A 22,985-nucleotide genomic window follows, 5' to 3' on the forward strand; every position below is an offset into this window, starting at 1 on the left:
ATTGAATCTGAAATCTGCAATCTAAAATCTAAAATTTCATGGGCGCTTTTGTAATTAGTAAAAGATATAACGACGAATATAAATTTGTTTTCACTTCTAGGAAAGGAAAAATTATTTTTACAAGTTTAAGTTATGAACTCAAGTTTGAGTGTGAAGAAGATATTGAGAAATTTAAAACCGCTATTGATGCCGCTGACTTTTTAAAATTTAAGTCTACCAGTGGGAAGTTCTATTTTAAATTGATGCTAGAAGGGAATCATTTTGCAACAAGTAGAAAATATACCACTTCGTTGCGTCTGCAAAAAGGAATCGATGAAATTGTGCGGTATGGATCAAATTCAGAGGTGTTGGATTTCTCTGGAAATAATTTTATTTTTTCGGATTAATTTGTAAATAAAAAAGAGAGTCGTGAAATTTAAATTTCCACGACTCTTTTTTTTATCCGTACACCTCTTCTTAAATGATGGGAAATGTCACAAATTAAAAAAGCCATCTCGCATAAGCGGATGGCTTTAAAATTTTTAGAATTTGAGTTCTAATTATTTTTTTGCAGCTTCAGTAGCAGTTGCAGCAGCTTCAGTAGCAGCAGCAGCAGCAGAGTCAACAACAACAGCAGCAGAATCAACTACAGCAGCAGCAGAATCAACTACAGCAGCAGCAGAATCAATTACAGTAGCAGCGTCCTCAGCAGGAGCGTCAGCTTTTTTACATGATACAACAGTCAAAACAGCAACAGCAGCTAAACTTAAAAATACTTTTTTCATCTTAATTTAATATAAAAGGTTAATTATTAATTCGTGGCAAAGATATAAATTTTTTAATATGTAAAATATTTTTTTATTTTTTTTTTAAAAAATAATATTTTTTGTCAACGCCGAAACAAATTACAATTATTATGCCAATTAAGTCAAATAATTAATAAATGCTTTATATCGTTGTTGAGCCCTTGGTTTTACTTTAAGTTTTTCTTTTTCAGAGGTTTGCTTTTCTTTGGGTGAACTAGTTTTAGCTCACTGATCAAGTTTTTTGCACCTGCATATTTATCCATAATAAAAAGGACGTAGCGTATGTCAACCATGATGTTTCTACAAATACTTGGGTCATAATAGATATCACTCATGGTTCCTTCCCAAACCCTGTCAAAATTAAGTCCTATTAAATTTCCGTTAGCGTCTATCGCAGGGCTTCCTGAATTACCTCCAGTAGTGTGATTTGTGCCAATAAAGTTAACAGGCATTTTTCCGTTTTCTCCATAGGGTCCGTAATCTTTGGTTTTATATAGATCTATCAATTTAGATGGAACATCAAATTCATAATCTCCAGGGATGTATTTCTCCATTATCCCATCTAAATAGGTTATTGGTGTGTAAAGTGTAGCATCTTTAGGCTCGTATCCTTTTACTTTTCCATAAGTAATTCTTAATGTGCTATTGGCATCCGGAAAAATTCTACTGTCTTTATTCAATTCTAATTGCGCCTTCATATACGTGCGTTGTAGCGCTGTAATCTTTAAATTGATTTCGTCGTATTTTGGAGTTACTTCTTTCGAATATTTATCAGCCAATTCTTTTACCAACAGGAAACCTGGGTCATTGTTTAAATTCGTTAAAACGGTTTGCGTATCACCGGTTAGCAATTCTTTCAGACCTGTATAATTTTTAAGTTTGGATTTACTGTAAATTTCCGAAGCCAAATTTTTAGCGTTTACATTCATAAAACTTTGAGGTAAAAATTGTTTTGGAGATTTGGCAGCATACAATTCAATCAATTGCTCAAAAACTTTTTCATCAACAGTTGCATTAAAATCTTTGTAGAAAGCTTCCTGGCCAGTTAGTAAATTGTTTTTTCGGTCAGTGAAAGATTGCTCTCCTTTGGTTTTGTAAACTTGTTCCAGCTGATACAATTTGTAACCAACACTTAGTAATTCCGTATTAAGTAGCACTGTTTCCGTAAAATAATCTCTGGCAGAGGCATACGGCGCTATTTCTGCGTAGTTTTTTTCGAAATCAGCTAAAAGTGTTCCGTACTCTTTTTCTTTCCCCGCTTTTGTTATTTTCTGCTGAAAAGCTTTTTCAGATTCTCTTTTAATGGCAACGGCATTTGATTTTTTTAATCCTTGGGTTTCGCCAATCCATTTTTTCCAATAATTAGCAATCTTGGCATATTTAGAGGCGTATTGAATTTTAATAGCATTGTCTTTTCTCATGAAACCATCAGCCACTTTCAAGGCTTTGTCTCTAATTTCGATTTTTGCCGGATTTAGCTCGTTTACAATTTGCTCAATCGCAACAGAAGGTAAATATTCATTTGTTTTTCCAGGATAACCAAAAACTAATGTGAAATCATCTTCGGCTACGCCATCAAGTGAAATGGGTAGGAAGTGTTTAGGAGTGTAAGGAACATTGTCTTTCGAATACGCAGCTGGACGATTGTTTTTGTCAGCATAAATTCTAAACAATGAAAAATCTCCCGTATGACGCGGCCAAACCCAATTATCAGTATCAGAACCAAATTTCCCTATTGAGGTAGGCGGAGCGCCAACCAATCGTACATCGGTAAAAGTTTCTGTTACAAAAAGCATGTATTGATTGCCTTCGTAAAACGTACGGATTTTATTTTCCTGCCAATTTTCCTTTGGTAAAGAATTAGTAAGTGCCGTAATGTTTTCTTGAATTTTCTTTTGTTTTTCGGATTCACTGGTAAGAGAAGCAGTTCCTTCCAGAACCGATGTGGTTACATCTTCGATTTTTACAATAAAAGCGACGGTTAAGTTTTTATTAGGCAATTCATCTTCCATTTTGTAAGCCCAAAATCCATCAGTAAGATAATCATGGTCTACTGTAGAGTGCGATTGAATTTGTGAAAATCCGCAATGATGATTCGTTAAAATTAATCCTTTCGGAGAAATTACTTCAGAGGTACAACCACCATTAAAGTGTGGAACCGCATCTTTTAAACTCGATTGATTCACATCGTAAATCTCTTTTACAGACATTTTCATGCCTAAATTTTTCATTTCTGTTTCATTCATTCCTTTCAAAAGCGAAGGAATCCACATGCCGCCCTGCTGTGCTTGCGTCTGAATGACAAATAGTAATAAGAATAATTTTAAAAATTTCATGGTATTAAATTTAGGGTGTAATTTTATTTGATTTTGTATTTCATCAATTTTCTGTTGTGCGATTCAAAACCGTGCGCAAGGTACAATTTTTGAGCTTTTTCGTTGTGCTGTTCCACTTCCAGATAAATCAGTTTTAACGATAGTTTATGGCTTTCACTTTGAATAAATGCAATGGCTTTACTGCCAATTCCTTTGCCTCTTGCTTTTTCAGTCAAATACAATTCGTCTAAAAAAGCAATTTTCCCTTGGTATTCAAAACTAAAAACAAAGGTTAGAAGAATGTAGCCTACAATTTCATTATCGGATAAAATAAGCCATGATTTTCCAAAATTTTCATTGGAAATAAATGCTTGAAATAAAGCTTTAGAAACATCAATATTAATGGGGTAATTATCAATCGCATAAAATTGTTGCATCAGTATCACAATCGTTTCAATATCAGAAAGCGCTAACGGTTTAAATTGGGTCATTCAAAATATGTTTTAAAATAATAGCAGTAGCTCCTTTGTTCATTTGTACAAAGGTGCTGCACATGTGTCCTTTTTCGTGTCGGATGTCATCATTCAGGATGAGGTTTCTAAATGCTTCGTTTAGCTCTTTAGTATTGTTGATAGAAATACAGGCTTCCATATTTACCAGTGCTGTTGCTTCTGCAAAATGAGAATAGTTCGGGCCAATCAGTATTGGAACACCAAAAGTTGCCGGTTCCAGTAAATTATGAACTCCGGGATTTCCGAAACCACCGCCTATATACGCAATATCCGCATAACTGTAGATTTTGGTCAGAATACCAATCGTATCAATGATAAAAACATCAAAATCAGCCAGATTCTGTCCTTCTTTTTCAGAGAATAAAACGATTTTTTTAGTGATGCTGTTTTTTAATTGCTGAATTTGGTCGTCCTTAATATTATGAGGCGCAATTATAAACTTGACATTGAATGTATTCGAATTAATAAAATCTACCAATAAATTTTCGTCTTTTGGCCAAGAACTTCCCACGACAATAGTCAATGTATTGTCTTTAAATTGAGAAATAAAATCCAAGGAATTGTCTTTTTCTAAAATTGTGGCAACTCGATCAAATCGGGTGTCTCCAGAAACGGAAACATTCGCTTTACCTACTTGTTGCAGTAATTTTTTTGAAGTTTCATTTTGTACAAAAAAGTAAGTGAATGTATTTAATGCTTCTCTGTAAAAGCCGCCATACCATTTGAAAAACAGTTGATTTTTTCTAAGAATTCCAGAAATTAAATAGGTTTTGGCATTTCGTTTTTTGAGCTCGGCTAAATAATTTGGCCAGTATTCGTATTTAATAAAAAACACTAAATCCGGATGGACGAGTTTCAAAAACTGTTTGGCATTTTTCTTGGTGTCCAAAGGCAAATAAACCGTAACATCAGCAACGGTATTGTTTTTTCGGACTTCATAGCCTGAAGGTGAAAAAAAAGTAAGTACAATTTTGTGCGATGGAAATTGTTCTTTTATTTTTTCAATGACAGGCAAGCCTTGCTCATATTCGCCTAAGGACGCAGCATGGAACCAGATTGTTCTATCAGTAGGTTTTATTTTTTGTTCCAAAGCTGGAAAAACCACTTTTCGTCCAGCTACAAAAAGTTTCATTTTTGGACTGAAAAGAGCTATGATTTTTAATAAAAAACCAGCAATTTGAACAATTAGATTATAGAGAAAAAGCATCATTAAAATTTTGGGGCTAAAATACGTTTTCTTTATGTTTATTTCCTCCGCAGCAATATTTAAATTTTGGTTGTCAGGAACCCATTTTTTTATTTCATCGGAATAATATCTTTTTTTAATGTGAGTTTCATTGGTTTAAACTCATAAATAACTATTTTTGTTCTTCGTTTTAAGAAAGTGTTTGCTGTTTCTGTAAACCTTAAAATAACGTCACCCTGAACGCAGACGAAGGGCGAACTTTAAACAAAAATTTCAATGAAAAAAATCCAAATGGTTGACTTAAAAAGTCAATATGATAAAATAAAAGACGTCGTAAATACATCTATTCAGGAAGTTTTAGACACAAATTCTTATATTAATGGACCTCAAGTTCATCAATTTCAAAAATCTTTGGAAGAGTACCTGGACGTAAAACACGTAATTCCTTGCGCTAATGGAACCGATGCCTTGCAAATTGCTATGATGGGATTGGATTTAAAGCCTGGAGATGAAGTAATCACTGCCGATTTTACTTTTGCAGCGACAGTGGAAGTAATTGCTTTACTGCAATTGACACCGGTTTTAGTCGATGTGGATATGCATAATATGAATATTTCTATCGAAGGAATTAAAGGCGCCATTACGCCAAAAACCAAAGCAATTGTTCCGGTACATTTATTTGGTCGTGCTGCCAATATGGAAGCGATTATGGCTTTGGCCAAGGAGCATAATCTATATGTTATAGAAGACAATGCACAAGCGATTGGAGCTAATTGCAAGTTTTCTGATGGAACAAAAAAGAAAGCAGGGATAATTGGTCATGTGGGATCTACTTCATTTTTTCCTTCTAAAAATTTAGGATGTTATGGAGATGGCGGTGCGATTTTTACCAATGATGATGCTTTGGCACATAAACTTCGCGGGATTGTAAATCACGGAATGTACGAGCGGTATCACCATGATGTAGTAGGGGTAAATTCACGATTGGATAGTATTCAAGCAGCAGTTTTGAATGCTAAATTACCTTTATTAAATACTTATAATGACGCACGTCGTTCAGCAGCTGCGAAATATAATACCACTTTTTCGGGCCATTCTAATATTACAATTCCAGAGTTTGATTTAAATGGAGACGATCACGTTTTTCATCAATATACTTTGCGAATCATTAATGCCAATAGAGACGGATTGATGCAGCATTTACTTGATAAAGGTATTCCGTGTGCCATTTATTACCCAATTCCATTACATTCGCAGAAAGCATACGTGGATTCTAGATATAAAGAAGAAGATTTTCCAGTGACAAATCAATTGGTTAAAGAAGTAATTTCGTTGCCAATGCATACAGAACTGGACGATGAACAAATTAAATTCATAACGGACAGTGTTTTAGAGTTTTTTAAATAATATAGAGACGCGATTTATCGCGTCTTTTTTATGTGGTATAAATAGTAAGGGATGCGATAAATTGCGTCTGCACAAAAAAAGTAATCATGAAAATATTAGTTACAGGAGGTTTAGGTTTTATTGGTTCGCATACTGTTGTTGAATTGCAAAATGAGGGTTTTGAAGTACTGGTTGTGGATAATTTATCGAATACATCATTGAATGTGTTAGATGGAATTCAGAGTATTACCGGAAAAATTCCTGCTTTCGAAAAGTTAGATTTGCGCGAGAAAGAAAAAGTACAGGATTTTTTCAAAAGGCATCATGATATTTCAGGAGTCATACATTTTGCAGCTTCAAAAGCGGTGGGTGAAAGTGTTGAAAATCCGTTGTTGTATTATGAAAATAATATCAATGCATTGGTATATGTTTTACAGGAGTTACAGAAAAAACCGGAAGCTAATTTTATTTTCAGCTCGTCTTGTACCGTTTATGGTCAAGCCGAAAAAATGCCAATTACCGAAAACGCACCAGTACAACAGCCAATTTCTCCTTACGGGAATACCAAAAAAATTGGAGAAGAAATCATCATCGATGTGGCTAAGGTAACTAATGTCAATGCAATTTTATTGCGTTATTTTAATCCAATTGGAGCGCATCCTTCTACTGAAATTGGAGAATTGCCTATTGGAGTTCCTCAAAATTTAGTGCCATTTATTACACAAACGGGTTTTGGATTGCGTAAAGAACTAGCCGTTTATGGCGATGATTACCCAACTCCAGACGGAACAGCGGTACGCGATTATATTCACGTAGTCGATTTGGCGAAAGCCCATGTGATCGCTTTGCAACGCTTATTGAATAAAAAAAATACTGCCAAAGTGGAAACATTCAATTTAGGTACAGGAACAGGAAGTTCCGTTTTAGAGGTCATCAATACTTTCGAAAAAGTAAGCGGCAAAAAATTGCCTTACAAAATTGTTGGTCGCAGAGAAGGTGATATTACTTCGGCTTACGCCAATACGGATAAAGCCAATACTGTTCTGGGATGGAAAGCAAAATCAACGCTTGAAGAAGCGATGGCTAGCGCCTGGAAATGGGAACAGAAAATTAGAAAATAAAAAAAGGGCTGTCAACGACAGCCCTTTTTTTTGAATTATTTTTTTGCCGCTTCTTTCAATTTTTCAGCGGCTTGATTCATTTTGTCAGCCCCTTTTTTAAGAACTTCTCCTGCTTTAACCTTGGTAGAATCAGCTGCAGCGTCAACTTTTACAGCTGCTGTATCTATAGCTTCTTCCATTTCATTGCCAACGGCTTCTGTAGCCTCTTTTACTTCGTCTTTTGTTTCTTTTTTGCAAGAAGTCATTAAAGTTGCAATACATGCTAATCCTAAAAGTGCTTTTTTCATTTTTTTCATTTTAAAAAATTAAAATTGATTTTAACTCGTTTTATAAAGATAAAATAGTAATTGAATACTAATTTTAAGCATTCGCAGTAACCGCTTCTTTATCAATTTTGCCAATCAATCCGGCCAATACTTTTCCTGGACCTACTTCCGTAAATAAAGTAGCTCCGTCTTTTATCATTTGTTGTACCGATTGTGTCCATTTTACAGGAGCAGTCAATTGAATGATTAGGTTTTTCTTAATTTCGTCAGCATCAGAAACCGCGCTAGCCGTTACATTTTGATATACCGGACAAATAGGAGTAGAGAACGTAGTTGCTTCAATCGCTGCTGCTAATTCTTCTCTTGCCGGTTCCATCATTGGAGAGTGAAAAGCACCACCAACTGGCAATAACAAAGCACGTTTTGCACCCGCTGCTTTCATTGCTTCACAGGCTTTTTCCACTGCTGATGTTTCTCCTGAAATCACTAATTGTCCTGGGCAGTTGTAATTTGCAGCCACTACAATTCCGTCAATCGAAGCACAAACTTCTTCTACAATATTGTCAGCCAATCCTAAAACGGCTGCCATAGTAGAAGGTTTCATTTCGCAGGCTTTTTGCATTGCCAAAGCGCGTTGGGAAACCAATCGCAACCCGTCTTCAAAAGATAATGCTCCATTTGCCACTAAAGCAGAGAATTCACCTAAGGAATGTCCTGCTACCATTACTGGTTTGAAATCCTCACCTAACGTTTTTGCCAAAATCACCGAATGCAAGAAAACGGCAGGTTGTGTAACTTTGGTTTCTTTCAATTCCTCAGCTGTTCCTTCAAACATGATGTCTGTGATGCGGAAACCTAAAATTTCATTGGCTTTCTCGAATAATTCTTTTGCAAGAGGAGAATTTTCATATAAGTCTTTACCCATTCCTGTGAATTGTGCGCCTTGACCTGGAAATACGTATGCTTTCATGTGTCTAATTTAAAGATTGAAAAATTTAAAGATTGAAAAATTAGTTTCAATCGGGATGTAAAAATACTATTTTTTACGGTATTTGAAACTATCTGTTTGGGTTCCTTTTACTATTGAAAGTATAATTCATTTTACAGTATAGACATTCAAACTAAAAAAAATCCACTCAAATTAATGAGTGAATTTTCACCAAGATCTAAAAACTAAAGAACGAAATAAGCATTGTTTAAAGGTTGTATATGATGTGCTTTCGCTTCATAAACAGGTACTTCTTCATCAAATTCATCTCGATATTCGTTGATCATTTGCATAAGGTTTTTTTCAATTGTATTTGAAATCGCACTTACAGGAGTATCTGTGGGTCTGTTTTCAAATGGATCTTGTAGATGAATGGCCATTTTTTCGATTAAGAAAAAAGCAGCAGCAATGGTTGTCACCAATGGAATTTGAAGCCAGCCAATAATATTAATTAATCCAAAAGGCAATAGGATTATGAACAAACACAGCGCAAATCTAATGTACATGCTATATGTTGTTGGGAAAATGGTATTTTTTATACGTTCACACTTACCCATAGAATCACACAATCGCGTCAATGTATTATCGATTTCTACTTGTTGGTAAACATTAATTTTATCAGAATTAAGTGCTTTTTTTAAATCTTTTGCATGTAACATCAAAATGGCATTTGGTACGTGTTTGTGTTTTTTTACAAATCGTAAGTCATCTTCATTTAGTAAATCTCTTATTGGTTTAATAGGGTCTTTCTCTCGAAGTGTTTGTCCAAGACTGTAACACCATGCGGCTTGTCTTTTTGCAAATTTTTCTTTGAAATCGTTCGCTTCTACTGAAAAATCAGGATCATTATAAAAAACAATAATTTGGCGCAATAGTGTTCTGGAATCGTTTACAATAGAACCCCAAATTATTCTGGCTTCCCACCAACGGTCATATGCTTGATTGGATTTGAATGCCAGCAGCAATGAAATGATAGTGCCAATTATTGTGGGAATTGCAATAGGAATATTAACTGATGTAGTTTTGAAAAAATAATGAAAAATTTCAAATGCAATACAAAACAAAATGACTAAGGTCAATTCTGTTTTTATTTTACCCAGCACATATTTCATGGGGATTTTCTTTTTTAGTAGCATATACTTTGGATTAAAATTTTAAAAAATTATTTGATTTTTATAGGAAATATCTTCATATAGAGAAAGTACAGGTAAGCCTAACATTTCGTTCAATGCTGCTTTTTCTTTCCTTAGTAGTTTTAATTTCTTTGGTTTTCTAGTTTCAATCAAAATGTTTATGTTGTTTTTTGATATCGTATCGGTTAAAAAAGGTTCGGTTTCGCTTGTTTTGGTTTCGCTTACAATTTTCAAAGAAAAAATCGTATTTACATAAGCTTGTAAATCTTCTGCATGAAGGCTTGAATCTGAATTTTTAATATACAATGCTTGGCTGAATATTACTTCTTCAAAGTTTGCGTTTGTGTGTAGAATTGGGCATTTGCTATTAGAAATAATTTGGATGCCAAAGGAATTGATTTTCTTTTTTGAAGATTTAAAAGAAGGAGTGATAATTGTTAATCCAATTGCAAAATGCTTCATTATATTTTTAAAAACAGGAGAAGAAATACCGTATTGATGGTGAATTTTTAAGTTGCAATTTTTAGATTCCAAAATAATTTGTCGGCACATTAGCAAAACATTTTCTTGCGTAGTGCTTAAACCTTCATTGATATTTCTTAATAAACTGGCAGAAGAAAAGGTGTCAGGAATATCTGCAAGTAACATCAATATGAGCTGACATTGGTCACCATTAGATGATTTTATAGCAGTTTTCACCGCATTGATTGTGTCGTTTTGTAATGTTGATGGGATAAGAATATTTTTCATATGTATTAAATTTGATTTATTTATACATACAAAATAACAGTACCCAGTTTATAGCAACCTTAAAATAAAATTAGAATATTCTAAGAATTCACATTAGAATTTCTAATGTTGGCGGTATTAAAAGTAATATTTACAATAGTGCCTTTGTCGGGTTCAGATTGTATTTGAAGTTCTCCATTGTGCATCCTGATTATTTTCATGGCAAGCGGCAGTCCTAAACCATAGCCATTGTATTTTGATGCTTTTTTGCCTCGGAAGAAAGGCTCGTAAAGATGCGGAATATCTTCTGCGGGAATACCAATTCCAATATCAGTAATTGAAATTTTAATGGTTGAATTGTTTACGGATAAAGTAACAAAGACAGTCTCATTATCAGAATATTTGACACCATTGGCGATAATATTATTCAATGAAAGTTCTAATAAGGATTTGTTACATGGAATTTCTAGTAAACTTGGGTCGCTAGGAATTTTCTTGATCTTTATCGTTACTCTGTTATTGGGATAAATTTTATCAATGTCTGATTTTACATCCATAAGGAGTTCATCAATTCTAACGACATCTAGTAATTGTTTTTTTCCATCATAGCCAGTTTGTGTCAGTTTCAAAAGACTTTCTGTAAGATCTCCCAGTCGGGATGCTTGACTGTGTATGTTTTCTAATGATGTTACATAATCCGTAACATTTCTTTCTTTTAAAAGCATGATTTCTGCTTCGGCAATTATGGTTGTTACGGGTGTTTTTAGTTCATGAGAAGCATTATTGATAAAGTTTGCTTGGATTTCAAATGAGGTTTCCAGTCGGTCCAGCATGTTGTTAAATGTCTTTGTCAAATCGGCAATTTCATCTGTGCTGTTGGTCTCCGGAAGTCTGTTGTGCAGGTTTGATGCGCTTATTATTTTTACTTCCGCCGTAATTCGGGCTACTGGATTTATAACTTTTCTTGCTAGAAATCTACCAAGAAAATAAGCCAATAGTATAAAAGCCAATCCTCCAAAAAAGAGAATTTGAATTATATAAATACTGCTGACGTTTCCTCTGCGGTCTATGGCAGTAATGATTACAATATATTTTTGATTGGATTCGGTAAAAGTTTGGGCATAAAAATAGCGGTTGCTATTTTCAATCCAATTAGAACCATTAGCCATTACTTTTGTATAAAAATCAGCGGGTAAATTAAGATTGGTATTGTACTCAAATGTATTTTTTCCACTGATTTTAAGGACAAAGTCTTGTTCATCAATCAATTCTTCAAGTCCATTTGCTTTAAACTCTTTGAAATAACGGGTTTTTACAGGATCATTTTGATAATGAATCGATGCAACTATTTTAGCCCGATCTTGTAATCTTTTCAAAAAATGATACTGGTTGTTTTGTTTGAACAGGAAGAAAACCACCAAACTCAATAAAAGTGTGCTGAGGCTTGAAAGCGCAATATAGGTAAAAGTAATTTTTTTCTTAATTTGCATTTTTTATTGTTTCAGTACATAACCCAAACCTTTCATGGTGTGAATTAATTTAGTATTGTATGGTTTGTCAATTTTTTTTCTCAAATAATTAATGTAGACATCAATTACATTTGTATTCATGTCAAAATTAATGTCCCAAACATTGTCTAAAAGTTGTTCACGGGATAAAATAGTCTCAGAGTTGATGGCCAGATAATATAAAAGTTTAAATTCTTTAGCTGTTAATACAATGGAGTCCCCGTTTCGGGTTACCGATTTTGTTTTCGAATTAATTTGAAGGTCAGCAATAGTGATGATTTCATTCGGTTTTTGTATTTGACCGGCTCTTCTGGAAAGTGCATTGACTCTTGCGTCGAGTTCTAGGAATTTGAACGGTTTTAATAAATAATCATCGGCTCCGGAATTCAATCCGTTTATTACATTTTCAGTACTTCCTAAAGCGGTTAATAACAAAATGGGAACAAAGTTTTTTGCGGCTCTCAAACGTCTGCAAATTTCAATGCCATTAATGTCAGGTAACATCACATCCAATATTACCACATCAAAATTATGATTAGAGAGTAAATCTAATGCTGTTGTGCCATCAAGGGCAACACTTACTTCGTGATTTTTTTCTGAAAAGCCTTTCCGGATAATTGACGAAAGATTAGGTTCATCTTCAACTATTAATAACTTCATTAACATTACTATTTCTACAAATTTAATGATTAAACTTTTGTTTTTTCCCAAAATACCTTTGCTAAACTAATATTAACAAAACCTTATAACTAGTTGAAAGTTTTGTTTTGTGTTTTTATATCCAAATCAGGGGACTGCTTTTAGATTCATTATTAAATTATTACTATTTTATTTTGTAACATTTTTTGTTTTTGGATTACTAATAAAGTATGAAAAATAGCAATTATATGAAAAAGATCTTCTTCATTGTTTTCTTACTCCTTTTTGGTTTTTTACTTTTTTACATCAACCTGCCGGTAATTGATTATGGATTTACGGGTTTTGCTATTATTTTGTTGTTATTAGTGATTTTTGGGATTTTATTTTCTCTTGGGCTGACAGTTTCGCAGCAAACTAAGCAGGTCAAGATTGTTTCCAGACCCAACAAGGTTTTGTATATTTTGGCAGGAGTACTTTTAGTGTATTGTATTGCGCTTCCTTTTGTGACCAGCCTAAAAATGTTTAGAAGTGATTCGTACCAAAAACTAATAGGAGAGGTTAAAAACGGCCAAAAAATAACAAATCATATTGCTCCAATATCTATTGATAAAATCCGTGTGGTCGATGAGGAGTTAGCGCATCTTCTAGGTGAGAAAATTTTAGGTTCGCAACCAGCTTTGGGAAGTCAAGTAGAATTAGGTGATTTTTGTATCCAAAAAGTGAGTAACAACTTGTACTGGGTTGCACCATTATTACATTCGGGTTTTTTAAAATGGTTTAACAACCAAGAGGGAGCTGCGGGATATGTTATGGTTTCTGCAACCAATGAACGTGATGTGAAATTAGTTCAGAATGTGGGAGGGAAGGACATTAAGATTAAGTACCAACAAGGTGCTTATTTTCAAAGTGACGTTCACAGACACGTTTATTTTAATGGAAACGCTGCTGTTGGTCTGGCTGATTTTAGTTTTGAGATTGATGATGCTGGACATCCGTTTTGGATAGTAACTAAATATGTGAAAAAAATTGGTTTCTCAGGAAAAGAAGCAACGGGCGTTATTGTGGTTGATGCACAATCTGGTGCTATAAAAGAATATTCAATTGCTAAAACACCAAAATGGGTAGATCGAATTCAGCCTTTGGATTTTATAGAAGATCAATTGAACGATTGGGGTGAATATGTTCACGGGTATTGGAATTTTTCTAATGCGGATAAACTCCAAATTACGGAAGGATTAACATTGGTTTACGGAAAAGACAGTAAATCCTATTGGTATACCGGATTGACTTCGGTTGGAAAAGAAGAATCTGCTGTAGGTTTTGTATTGGTGGATACAAGAACCAAGGAAACTACCTTTTATAAACAAGGTGGAGCGACAGAATTTGCTGCTCAAAGTTCTGCGCAAGGAAAAGTTCAGGAAAAAGGATATAAGGCGTCTTTACCTATTCCGTATAATATTAATAACATTCCCACGTATGTGATGACGCTTAAAGATGATGGCGGATTGGTTAAAATGTTTGCGATGGTTGCCATTGCGGATTATACGATTGTTGGCGTGGGCAATACGATGCGAGAAACCTTAACCTCGTTTAAAAACGTCTATAATATGGCGGATAATAAAATAAATTCGAATAGTGTTTCCAATAAAAAATCGCTGAAATCAATTGTAACCCGAATCCAGAATGATGTGAAAAACGGGAATAGCTTTTATTATTTTAAGGTGAAAGATTATCCTAATATTTTTGTGGGTTCCTCTCAAATATCCAATCAATTGCCGGTGACGATTGTAGGAGATAGTGTAAAAATTTCTTTTGATGTAGACTTGGAAGAAGTAATTGATATTTCGAGTTTTGAGAATAGCAATCTTAAAGCGAGCATGAAATCGAAGTAATTAAAAAAGGCCTAAAGAAAATTCTTTAGGCCTTTTTTTTATTTTTTTGGTAGTAATTTAAATGAGGTGACTTTGAATTTATTGTCAACCACTTTACCAACCACTTCCGCTTTTCTTATAGCAGCACAAAAACCATCACTGGCATGCGCATCTCCATGTGAGTCAATAGAACTGCCGTCAACAAAATAGGATTTTCCGTCAATGCGAACAGCTAATTCACAACCGTGTCCTTCCATCCCAAACTGACATTGTCCGCATGAAGCTTCAACAATTTGAGGTTTTGGTTCTTCTTTTTTATCCTGAGCACTTGCAAGTGTTGCAGAGAACAAAATAGCTAAGTATAGTATCTTTTTCATAAATGATTAAATTTTTACTTCAGCTAAGATACTGGTTTTTTATATCGAATAATTTTTAAACATGTAAATCCACAATAATCTGGAAAGGCGAATATTAAGAGAAGCCATGGCGATAATCACAACAGCAATAATTGGAATGATTCTTAAATCAAAATTTTCTTTAAAGAAGAATTGTGCAATAACATAGGTAGCAATTCCTTGGGCTACTGTTAAACCATAATTTACATACATAGCACCAAAGAAATAGCCTGGTTCTTTTTCGAATTTAAATTGGCAGTGCGAGCAATACTCGTTCATTTTAGGGAAACCAATATTTAAGAAAATATTTTTTTCTTTAAAAACTTTGCCTTTAAGGCAATGAGGACAATCATTATTCAGGATGTGTACAATAGAATTTGACATCGTTATTATTTTTATCAAAGGTATTTCTTATTCATGTCATGGATGTTTTCTATATTCGCTAATTATAGCACAATAAGGACATTATGTAAGCCATGAAAAAATATCCTATTTATAATATTCAGCGTTTTAACTGTAATTCAGTGAATAGTGATTTGTATATTAATACCTTTAAAAATCACTTAATAGACCATAGTTTTGTTGAGGAACCTCATCGACACAGTTCGTATGTTTTGGTCTTTTTTACCAAAGGTTCGGGAACGCATGAAATCGATTTTGATGTGTTTGCGATTCAGCCGGGAAGTATGTTTTTCCTGCAACCCGGACAAATGCATCATTGGGACTTATCTGATGATGTAGAAGGTTTTGTGATTTTTTATTCGCAGGAAATGTATAATCTTTATTTTGGACAAAAAACCATAGGCGGCTATCCATTTTATTCTTCGGTGGACAATAAGCCAGAAATGGTTTTCAATGTAGCCGAATCGAAAGCGATTCTCCCTTATTTTGAGAGTCTAATTTTAGAAACTCAGGCAAATCAGCTGTTGAAGCAGGATAAAATCATGAATCTGTTAGACATTATACACATTGAAATTACCAGAAAATATAGTGTAACACATTTCCATGAAACACATTCGTATAATGTGAAGATTAAAAATTTAGAAGTGGTTTTAGAGCAAAAATTTAAAACAGAAAAAGCACCTTCTTTCTATGCCTCGCAACTTAATATTACGCTAAAGCATTTGAACAGGATATGCAATGAAATTTTGCAAAAAACTACAACCGAAGTGATTACAGATAGAATTATTCTCGAGGCCAAACGAATGTTGATGGATAAAAAGTTTACTGTCAATGAAATTGCAACGGAATTAGGCTATGATGATTATTCTTATTTCACACGATTATTTAAAAAAAATACAGGAATGACTCCATCTGCTTTTCGTATTTTTAAAAATTAATTAAAAATTTACGGTAACTAAATTAGCCGCTTTTTTAGCTTTTTCTACCACTTCTTCAATTGGAGTTTCTAAAGTATCATTGACTAAAGCCACTGCCATTCTTCTATAGGGTCTTGAGGTTGGTTTGCCAAAGATTCTGAAATCAGTTTTAGGTAAGGAGGCAATTTTTTCGATGCCAGAATAGGTTGGATTTGTTGAGTTTTCCGAAGCTAGAATTACGGCACTCGCTCCCACTTTTTCTAATGTGATTTCGAAAATAGGTAAACTCAAAATCGCTCTTAAATGCAATTCGAATTCGTTGAAGTTTTGTGTTCCGGCTAATGTTACCATTCCGGTATCATGCGGACGAGGCGATAATTCCGAGAAATAAACACCATCATCAGCCAAGAAAAATTCTACTCCAAAAAGTCCTGCGCCACCCAAGGCTTCGGTTACTTTTTCGGCCATGTCTTGTGCCTCGTATAAATCCTTGTCGGAAATTCTGGCGGGTTGCCAGCTTTCCTGATAATCGCCACGTTCTTGTCTATGACCAATTGGGGCACAAAATAGTGTGGGATTGTTATTTTGAACTACTGTCAATAAAGTAATCTCCGAATTGAATTTTACAAAAGCCTCTACAATTACTTCCACTACATCACCACGGGAACCTTCCACAGCATAATTCCATGCTTTCTCGATATCAGCTGCTGTTTTTATGGTTGATTGCCCTTTTCCGGAGGATGACATTAATGGTTTTACTACGCAGGGCATTCCAACGGCTTCAACGCCTTTTTGCAATTCCTCAGCAGTTGTTGCGTAGCGATACTTTGCTGTTTTTAAACCTAATTCTTTGGAAGCCAAATCACGGATTGCTTTTCGGTTCATGGTGAAGTTTGCCGCTTTCGCCGAAGGAACTACGGTAATACCTTGCTTTTCGTAATCGTAAAATCGTTCGGTGCGAATGGCTTCTATTTCTGGAACGATGAAATCAGGTTTGTGTTTGGCAACAATTCGATCCAAGGCTTCGCCGTCCAACATATTAATGACTTCAAAACCATGGGCCACTTGCATGGCTGGTGCATTTTCGTAACTGTCAACGGCAATTACGATTTGTCCGATGCGTTGGGCAGCGATTGTAAATTCTTTTCCTAATTCGCCTGAGCCAAGAAGTAGTATTTTCATTTTTTTTAAGTTGAAGGATTTAAAGTTTAAGGTTTAAAGTTGCTCACTTTTGTGGACAAGGTTAAAACCAAAAACAAAAATAGTATTTTTTTTGAAGTAACCCCTTTAGAGTTTTAAACTCTAAAGGGATTTGTTGTGGATGGAACTACAGTGTGGTTTTATCGCTTGTTTAAAAATGTAACCGATCTAGATTTAGATTAACGGAATACTCTAATCTCATTAGAATGTAATCGCAGATTTATATGTTGTATGCTGTTTTTGAGCAACGGAAACTGAAAAAGAAAACACTGTAACATATTTGAAATTCTTCGACATATTGAGAGAAAATAAAGTGCTATATTTTAACATTTTAAATAGAATATTATGAATAGTCGAAGAAGTTGGTTAAAACAAACAAGTTTAGCATTTGTAAGTTTAGGAATTGTTCCATTGGAAAGATTTGCTATTCCAAAAACAGAAAATTCTATTAACGAAGAAACTAATTTAAACCCAATTTATTTACGGTCAAATGAAAATCCATATGGTCCTTCGGCATTGGCAAGGGATGCAATGACGAAAAACATAATTAGCAGCAATCGTTATAATTGGGATTTAACATCGGAATTAATTTCAAAAATTGCTGAAAAGAATAATCTCGTTGCCGAAAATATAGTATTGGGTGCTGGCTCAACAGAAATTTTAGATTTAGTTGTCCGATATTGTGCCATAAATAAAGGAAGTTTTATTTTAGCTGACCCAACTTTTAATTATTGGACAGAAACAGTAGAAAAATTAGGGCTTAAAAAAATCACAGTTCCATTAACAGAGGATAAACATCATGATTTATCAGCAATGTTGAAAGCAATTGAACCCGACACAAGAATGATTTATATTTGTAATCCAAACAATCCAACAGGGACAATTTGTGAAAGAGAAGCACTTGTGAATTTTATAAATGAAGCAACTAGAAAAGTAATCGTTTTAGTTGATGAAGCGTATATTGATTTTACCAACCAAAAATCACTTGTAAATTTAGTAAAAGAAAATAAAAACTTAATTATTGCTAAAACTTTTTCAAAAATGTATGGATTGGCAGGAGCAAGAATTGGATATGGAATTGCAAATTCAGGGACTATTGAAAAAATTAGTCAGCTACAATCCTGGAGTAACGGAAGTGTAAGTGTAGCATCAGTTTCGGGTGCATTAGCATCAATTAAAGACGAGAAATTCGTGTCGGAAACCTATTTACTAAACGATAACACAAGAAAATATACAATCGAACAACTTGAACGGTTAAAAATACGATGCATTCCTTCTCATTCAAATTTCGTCTATTTTTCATTGGCTAATTATAATAAAGATTTTTTTGAGCGATTAGAAAAGAACAATATAATAGGTACAAAAATCTACGAAGAAAATGGAAAATGGTCAAGAATTACAATTGGAACTATGAAAGAAATGCAACAATTCATTAAAGCATTAGAGTAAATAAAAAAAACGGGTTTTGCGTGAGTGATAGTAGTGGAAAGCCCACAGCAAGACGTAATGAAATGGAGTTTTGCGAGGACTTGCAGCGAATAGCACAACCCGGAGTTTTTACGTAGGGACACGCCCATAAAAAAAAATAGTTTAAAATTTAAAGCGGTAAAACTTTAAATCTTAAACTATTTTGAAGTTGAAATAAATTTTATATTATGCAGGAACCTCGGTTAATGTTACCGCTTCTTTTATTCTGCGTAATGCTTCTCTCAATAATTCTTCGCTTGTGGCGTAAGAAAAACGGATACAATCCGGGTTTCCAAAGGCGTCACCAGTTACGGTTGCTACATTCGCTTCGCCCAAAAGATACATAGAGAAATCATTGGCATCTTTGATGAACGTTCCTTTTAATGTTTTTCCGAAGAAAGAAGAGACGTCTGGGAATACGTAAAATGCGCCTTCTGGAACGTTAATTTTTACTCCTGGAATGTCTTTCAATAATCCAACCACTAAATCTCTGCGGCTATGGAAAGCGTCAACCATGTGTTTTAAAACGCTTGGATCAGAATCAACAGCGGTGATGGTAGCGCGTTGTGCAATACTGTTAGCACCACTTGTTACTTGACCTTGTATTTTTGTACACGCTTTTGCAATGAATTCTGGAGCTCCAATATATCCAATTCTCCATCCTGTCATGGCGAAAGCTTTTGCTACTCCATTTACGGTAATTGTTCTTTCTAGCATTCCCGGGATTGAAGCGATGCTGCAAAAAGTTCCTGAGAAATTGATGTGCTCGTAGATTTCGTCAGCAACAACATAAATGTTTGGATATTTCTCCAATACTTTTGCTAAAGCCGTTAATTCTTCTCTGTTGTACACAGATCCACTTGGGTTACAAGGAGAACTGAACCACATCATTTTTGTTTTTGGAGTGATAGCAGCTTCTAATTGTTCTGGCGTGATTTTAAAATCAGTATCTACAGAAGTTGGAACTTCTACAGGAACTCCACCGGATAATTTTACGATTTCGAAATAAGAAACCCAGTAAGGAGCGGGTAAAATTACTTCGTCACCGTCGTTTAACATTACTTGTGCAATGTTGTATAACGATTGTTTTGCTCCAGTTGAAACTACAATTTGAGACGGTTTGTACTCTAAATTATTATCTCTTTTGAATTTTCTACAGATGGCTTCTTTTAATTCTAAATATCCTTCTACTGGAGAGTAAGTGCTGTAATTTTCATCAATCGCTTTTTTAGCCGCTTCTTTGATGAAGTCTGGCGTATTAAAGTCAGGTTCACCTAAGCTTAAACTGATGATGTCTTTTCCTTGTGATTTTAATTCTCTGGCCAAAGCTGCCATTGCTAATGTTTGAGACGAAGATAAATTGTTTATTCTATCTGATAATGGATTCATTTTTTAATAGGTTGTAGTTAGTTTTTTATTGAAGTAATTCTATTATATAGAAATGCACTGTAGTGCATTTTTGATTATTATACTGTAAGAGCCGGGTTTTGACCCAAATCTTTCAAATGCTTGAAATGAGCAATAACGGCACTTCGCATTGTTTTATATTCATAATACGGCAAGTTGCATTCTTGTGCAGTTTCTTTCACAATTTTCGCAATTTTGCCATAATGTACGTGACTGATATTTGGGAAAATATGGTGCTCAATTTGGTGATTCAGTCCGCCTGTGTACCAGTTAACTATTTTGTTTTTTGGAGCAAAATTTGTTGTGGTAAACAATTGGTGAATAGCCCAAGTATTGTCCATTTCCCCTAATTCATTTGGAGATGGATTAGTTGTTTCTTCCACAACATGTGCCAATTGGAACACAACACTTAGAATTAAACCAGCAGTGTAATGCATAATGAAGAAACCAATTAATACTTTCCACCACGTGATTCCAATAACGATTGGTAAAACAATCCAGATAGAAACGTAAATTATTTTCGTAATAATTAAAGTGGTCCAAAGTGTTTTTGGACTTTTTGCTTCTCCGTAAGATAATTTTCTTTTCAAGTAGCTTCTCATCTGTTTGAAATCAGTCGTTATAGCCCAGTTGAACGTTAATAATCCATATAAGAATACGGAATAATATTGTTGAAAACGGTGAAAATTATACCATTTTGCTTCTTTTGTAAAACGAATTACACGTCCGGCATCTAGATCTTCATCATGACCTGGAATGTTTGTATAGGTGTGGTGTAGAACATTATGTTGTACTTGCCAGTTGAATACATTTCCTGCCAAAACATAAATAGTTCCCCCCATGAATTTGTTAACCCAATTTTTATTGGAATAAGAACCATGATTTCCATCGTGCATCACATTCATTCCTACTCCAGCCATCCCAATTCCCATAACAATTGTTAAAAGAAGATGTGCCCAAAATGGCATGCCAAGTGTTAGGATTAAAAAATAAGGCGCAAGGAAAACAGAAAACAGAATTATGGTTTTCAAATATAGTTTCCAATTGCCTGTTTTTTGGATGTTGTTTTCTTTGAAGTAACTGTTAACTCGTGAGTTAAGTGTTCTAAAAAACTTTAGGCTATCTTGCTTAGCAAATGTCGGAGCATTATTATTCATATATTTTTAATAAAGTTCAAAGGTAATTATTATAAATTTTTGGATATACAAAATTGTGATAAATATTTTAACTCTAAAGTATTACTTTTGTTAAAAAATTAATAGATGGATGAGATTCTTAAGTATTTTCCTAATTTAACTGATATTCAGAAAGAACAGTTCGAAAAATTGGATTTTTTATACCATGATTGGAATGAAAAAATCAATGTTATTTCGAGAAAAGATATTGATGCTTTGTATACCAAACATATTTTGCATTCGTTGGGAATAGCCAAAATTATAAAATTTGAACCGGGAACTTATGTTCTTGATGTTGGAACTGGCGGAGGATTTCCTGGAATTCCATTGGCGATTCTTTTTCCGGAAACCCGTTTTTATTTGATTGATGTTATTGCCAAGAAAATAAAAGTGGTTCAGGCTGTTGCCGAAGGATTGGAATTGAAAAATGTAAAAGCTGAGCAAATGCGTGCTGAAAATGTAAAAGGAGATTTCGATTTTATCGTGAGTCGTGCCGTTACTAATATGCCGGATTTTGTTTCTTGGGTGAAAACCAAAATCAAAAAGAACAACAAACACGAATTGAAAAACGGAATTCTGTATCTAAAAGGAGGCGATTTAACCGAAGAATTAAAGGATTTTCCAAAAGCCACGGAATACAATCTTGCTGATTTCTTTGAAGATGAATTCTTTGAAACTAAGAAAGTGGTGCATTTGCCATTGAAGTTTACGGTTTAATGGATAATCTGGAAAATAGTTACTTTTAAATAATAAAGCTTTAATGAAAAAAAAAATAACACTGTTTTGCTGGTTACTATTACTATTTGTTGCAGCAAACGGACACGCACAAAAATCGGATTTAGGGAATTGGTTTAATTATTTTGGTAATCAAAAAATAAATACTAGATGGAATTGGCATAATGAAGTGCAATATCGGAACTTTAATTTTGCTGGAGATCTGGAACAATTGCTGTTGAGAACTGGTTTAGGATACAATTTATCCGAAAACAATAATAATATATTGCTGGGATATGCCTACATTCACTCAGAACCTTACGTGGTAGGAACGGACGATAAAGTGGAAACAGATGAACATAGAATCTTTCAGCAGTTTGTCACTAAGCAACAATTTGGACGAATTAATATTCAACACCGGTATCGTTTTGAGCAACGATTTGTTCCAGATGATTTTAAAATGCGTTTGCGTTATTCACTGTCCTTAAATATTCCAATCAATAAAAAAGTAATGGAGCAAAACACGGTTTATGCTTCCATGTACAATGAAATATTTGTCAATACCGAGCCAAATCATTACGATCGTGATCGTATTTATGGTGGAGTTGGTTATTGTGTAAATAAATATATCAGAGTTGAGGCTGGTGTCATGTCACAGCTTTTGCCGACTAATAATAGAACACAATTTCAAATTATGGTTTTTAATAATTAGCCTTTTTGATTTTTTAAATAATAAACGGAAATGGGATTTTTGAATGGCAAATTAAAATCTAATTCTATTTTTAATTTATAGTGTTTTATAAAAGAACAAAACCCACAAGATTCAATTATTTTGAATCTTGTGGGTTTTTAAATATCTAAAAAGAGAT

At 34.1% G+C, this 22,985-nt stretch carries 23 protein-coding genes; 8 read left to right on the forward strand and 15 right to left on the reverse strand.

The features are described 5' to 3' along the window. Positions 1 to 38: 38 nt before the first annotated feature. Positions 39 to 386: a DUF1508 domain-containing protein gene (locus E0H99_RS04620; RefSeq protein WP_131991705.1), complete on the forward strand. Its 348-nt coding sequence runs from the start codon at positions 39 to 41 to the stop codon at positions 384 to 386. Positions 387 to 539: 153 nt separating this feature from the next. Here the strand turns inward: E0H99_RS04620 and E0H99_RS04625 are convergent, their stop codons facing one another. The 4 genes from E0H99_RS04625 to E0H99_RS04640 form a co-directional block, all read right to left on the reverse strand. Further along, positions 540 to 764 (reverse strand): hypothetical protein, encoded by a 225-nt coding sequence (locus E0H99_RS04625; RefSeq protein ID WP_131991708.1) that lies wholly within the window; start codon positions 762 to 764, stop codon positions 540 to 542. A gap of 188 nt (positions 765 to 952) precedes the next feature. Then, on the reverse strand, positions 953 to 3,121 hold the full coding sequence (locus E0H99_RS04630) for a S46 family peptidase (protein WP_131991711.1): 2,169 nt from the start codon (positions 3,119 to 3,121) through the stop codon (positions 953 to 955). A 23-nt stretch (positions 3,122 to 3,144) separates the two neighbouring features. After that, positions 3,145 to 3,591: a GNAT family N-acetyltransferase gene (locus E0H99_RS04635; RefSeq protein ID WP_131991714.1), complete on the reverse strand. Its 447-nt coding sequence runs from the start codon at positions 3,589 to 3,591 to the stop codon at positions 3,145 to 3,147. Then, positions 3,578 to 4,819, reverse strand: coding sequence for a 3-deoxy-D-manno-octulosonic acid transferase (locus E0H99_RS04640; protein ID WP_131991717.1), 1,242 nt, complete (start codon positions 4,817 to 4,819; stop codon positions 3,578 to 3,580). The genes E0H99_RS04635 and E0H99_RS04640 overlap by 14 nt, the downstream gene beginning before the upstream one ends. Before the next feature lie 255 nt (positions 4,820 to 5,074). Between E0H99_RS04640 and E0H99_RS04645 the strand changes: the two genes are divergently transcribed. Further along, positions 5,075 to 6,205, forward strand: a complete 1,131-nt coding sequence (locus E0H99_RS04645) for a DegT/DnrJ/EryC1/StrS family aminotransferase (protein WP_131991720.1) — start codon at positions 5,075 to 5,077, stop codon at positions 6,203 to 6,205. 86 nt (positions 6,206 to 6,291) lie between these two features. Next, positions 6,292 to 7,305, forward strand: coding sequence for a UDP-glucose 4-epimerase GalE (gene galE, locus E0H99_RS04650; RefSeq protein ID WP_131991723.1), 1,014 nt, complete (start codon positions 6,292 to 6,294; stop codon positions 7,303 to 7,305). Between the two features lie 35 nt (positions 7,306 to 7,340). Here the strand turns inward: galE and E0H99_RS04655 are convergent, their stop codons facing one another. The 6 genes from E0H99_RS04655 to E0H99_RS04680 form a co-directional block, all read right to left on the reverse strand. After that, a complete protein-coding gene (locus E0H99_RS04655; protein ID WP_131915058.1) occupies positions 7,341 to 7,592 on the reverse strand; it encodes a hypothetical protein in 252 nt (83 codons plus the stop codon). Between the two features lie 73 nt (positions 7,593 to 7,665). Continuing rightward, complete coding sequence (gene fabD, locus E0H99_RS04660; protein ID WP_131991726.1) at positions 7,666 to 8,541, reverse strand: ACP S-malonyltransferase; 876 nt, start codon at positions 8,539 to 8,541, stop codon at positions 7,666 to 7,668. Positions 8,542 to 8,744: 203 nt separating this feature from the next. Then, entirely contained in the window at positions 8,745 to 9,695 is a 951-nt protein-coding gene (locus E0H99_RS04665; protein ID WP_131991729.1) for a bestrophin family protein, read from the reverse strand. Positions 9,696 to 9,713: 18 nt separating this feature from the next. Next, positions 9,714 to 10,442 carry a hypothetical protein gene (locus tag E0H99_RS04670; protein WP_131991732.1) on the reverse strand — a complete coding sequence of 243 codons (729 nt, stop codon included), beginning with the start codon at positions 10,440 to 10,442 and terminating at the stop codon, positions 9,714 to 9,716. 80 nt (positions 10,443 to 10,522) lie between these two features. Then, the gene (locus tag E0H99_RS04675; protein ID WP_131991735.1) at positions 10,523 to 11,911 is read right to left on the reverse strand and encodes a sensor histidine kinase; all 1,389 of its coding nucleotides are present in this window, start codon (positions 11,909 to 11,911) and stop codon (positions 10,523 to 10,525) included. Positions 11,912 to 11,914: 3 nt separating this feature from the next. Beyond that, positions 11,915 to 12,589 (reverse strand): response regulator transcription factor, encoded by a 675-nt coding sequence (locus tag E0H99_RS04680; protein ID WP_131991738.1) that lies wholly within the window; start codon positions 12,587 to 12,589, stop codon positions 11,915 to 11,917. Positions 12,590 to 12,816: 227 nt separating this feature from the next. Here E0H99_RS04680 and E0H99_RS04685 point away from each other — a divergent pair, with 227 nt between their 5' ends. Beyond that, positions 12,817 to 14,460, forward strand: coding sequence for a hypothetical protein (locus E0H99_RS04685; protein ID WP_131991741.1), 1,644 nt, complete (start codon positions 12,817 to 12,819; stop codon positions 14,458 to 14,460). 38 nt (positions 14,461 to 14,498) lie between these two features. On the opposite strand, the gene E0H99_RS04690 is transcribed toward E0H99_RS04685, so the two are convergent. Together E0H99_RS04690 and E0H99_RS04695 are read right to left on the reverse strand one after the other, a co-directional pair. Then, entirely contained in the window at positions 14,499 to 14,816 is a 318-nt protein-coding gene (locus E0H99_RS04690) for a DUF6370 family protein (RefSeq protein ID WP_091165475.1), read from the reverse strand. Positions 14,817 to 14,855: 39 nt separating this feature from the next. Then, a complete protein-coding gene (locus tag E0H99_RS04695) occupies positions 14,856 to 15,218 on the reverse strand; it encodes a DUF983 domain-containing protein (RefSeq protein WP_131991744.1) in 363 nt (120 codons plus the stop codon). 92 nt (positions 15,219 to 15,310) lie between these two features. Here E0H99_RS04695 and E0H99_RS04700 point away from each other — a divergent pair, with 92 nt between their 5' ends. Beyond that, positions 15,311 to 16,174: an AraC family transcriptional regulator gene (locus E0H99_RS04700; RefSeq protein ID WP_131991747.1), complete on the forward strand. Its 864-nt coding sequence runs from the start codon at positions 15,311 to 15,313 to the stop codon at positions 16,172 to 16,174. Here the strand turns inward: E0H99_RS04700 and purT are convergent, their stop codons facing one another. Next, complete coding sequence (purT, locus tag E0H99_RS04705) at positions 16,175 to 17,335, reverse strand: formate-dependent phosphoribosylglycinamide formyltransferase (protein ID WP_131991750.1); 1,161 nt, start codon at positions 17,333 to 17,335, stop codon at positions 16,175 to 16,177. Between the two features lie 363 nt (positions 17,336 to 17,698). Between purT and E0H99_RS04710 the strand changes: the two genes are divergently transcribed. Then, positions 17,699 to 18,802 carry a pyridoxal phosphate-dependent aminotransferase gene (locus E0H99_RS04710; protein WP_131991753.1) on the forward strand — a complete coding sequence of 368 codons (1,104 nt, stop codon included), beginning with the start codon at positions 17,699 to 17,701 and terminating at the stop codon, positions 18,800 to 18,802. A 204-nt stretch (positions 18,803 to 19,006) separates the two neighbouring features. Here the strand turns inward: E0H99_RS04710 and E0H99_RS04715 are convergent, their stop codons facing one another. Beyond that, positions 19,007 to 20,209, reverse strand: a complete 1,203-nt coding sequence (locus tag E0H99_RS04715) for a pyridoxal phosphate-dependent aminotransferase (RefSeq protein ID WP_131991756.1) — start codon at positions 20,207 to 20,209, stop codon at positions 19,007 to 19,009. A 77-nt stretch (positions 20,210 to 20,286) separates the two neighbouring features. Next, on the reverse strand, positions 20,287 to 21,384 hold the full coding sequence (locus E0H99_RS04720; RefSeq protein WP_131991759.1) for a fatty acid desaturase family protein: 1,098 nt from the start codon (positions 21,382 to 21,384) through the stop codon (positions 20,287 to 20,289). A 105-nt stretch (positions 21,385 to 21,489) separates the two neighbouring features. Here E0H99_RS04720 and rsmG point away from each other — a divergent pair, with 105 nt between their 5' ends. Continuing rightward, entirely contained in the window at positions 21,490 to 22,119 is a 630-nt protein-coding gene (gene rsmG / locus E0H99_RS04725; RefSeq protein WP_131991762.1) for a 16S rRNA (guanine(527)-N(7))-methyltransferase RsmG, read from the forward strand. A gap of 43 nt (positions 22,120 to 22,162) precedes the next feature. Further along, positions 22,163 to 22,828: a DUF2490 domain-containing protein gene (locus E0H99_RS04730; RefSeq protein ID WP_131991765.1), complete on the forward strand. Its 666-nt coding sequence runs from the start codon at positions 22,163 to 22,165 to the stop codon at positions 22,826 to 22,828. Positions 22,829 to 22,985 lie beyond the last annotated feature (157 nt).

The organism is Flavobacterium sp. GT3P67 (genome assembly GCF_004349155.1).
Classification (GTDB): domain Bacteria; phylum Bacteroidota; class Bacteroidia; order Flavobacteriales; family Flavobacteriaceae; genus Flavobacterium; species Flavobacterium ranwuense.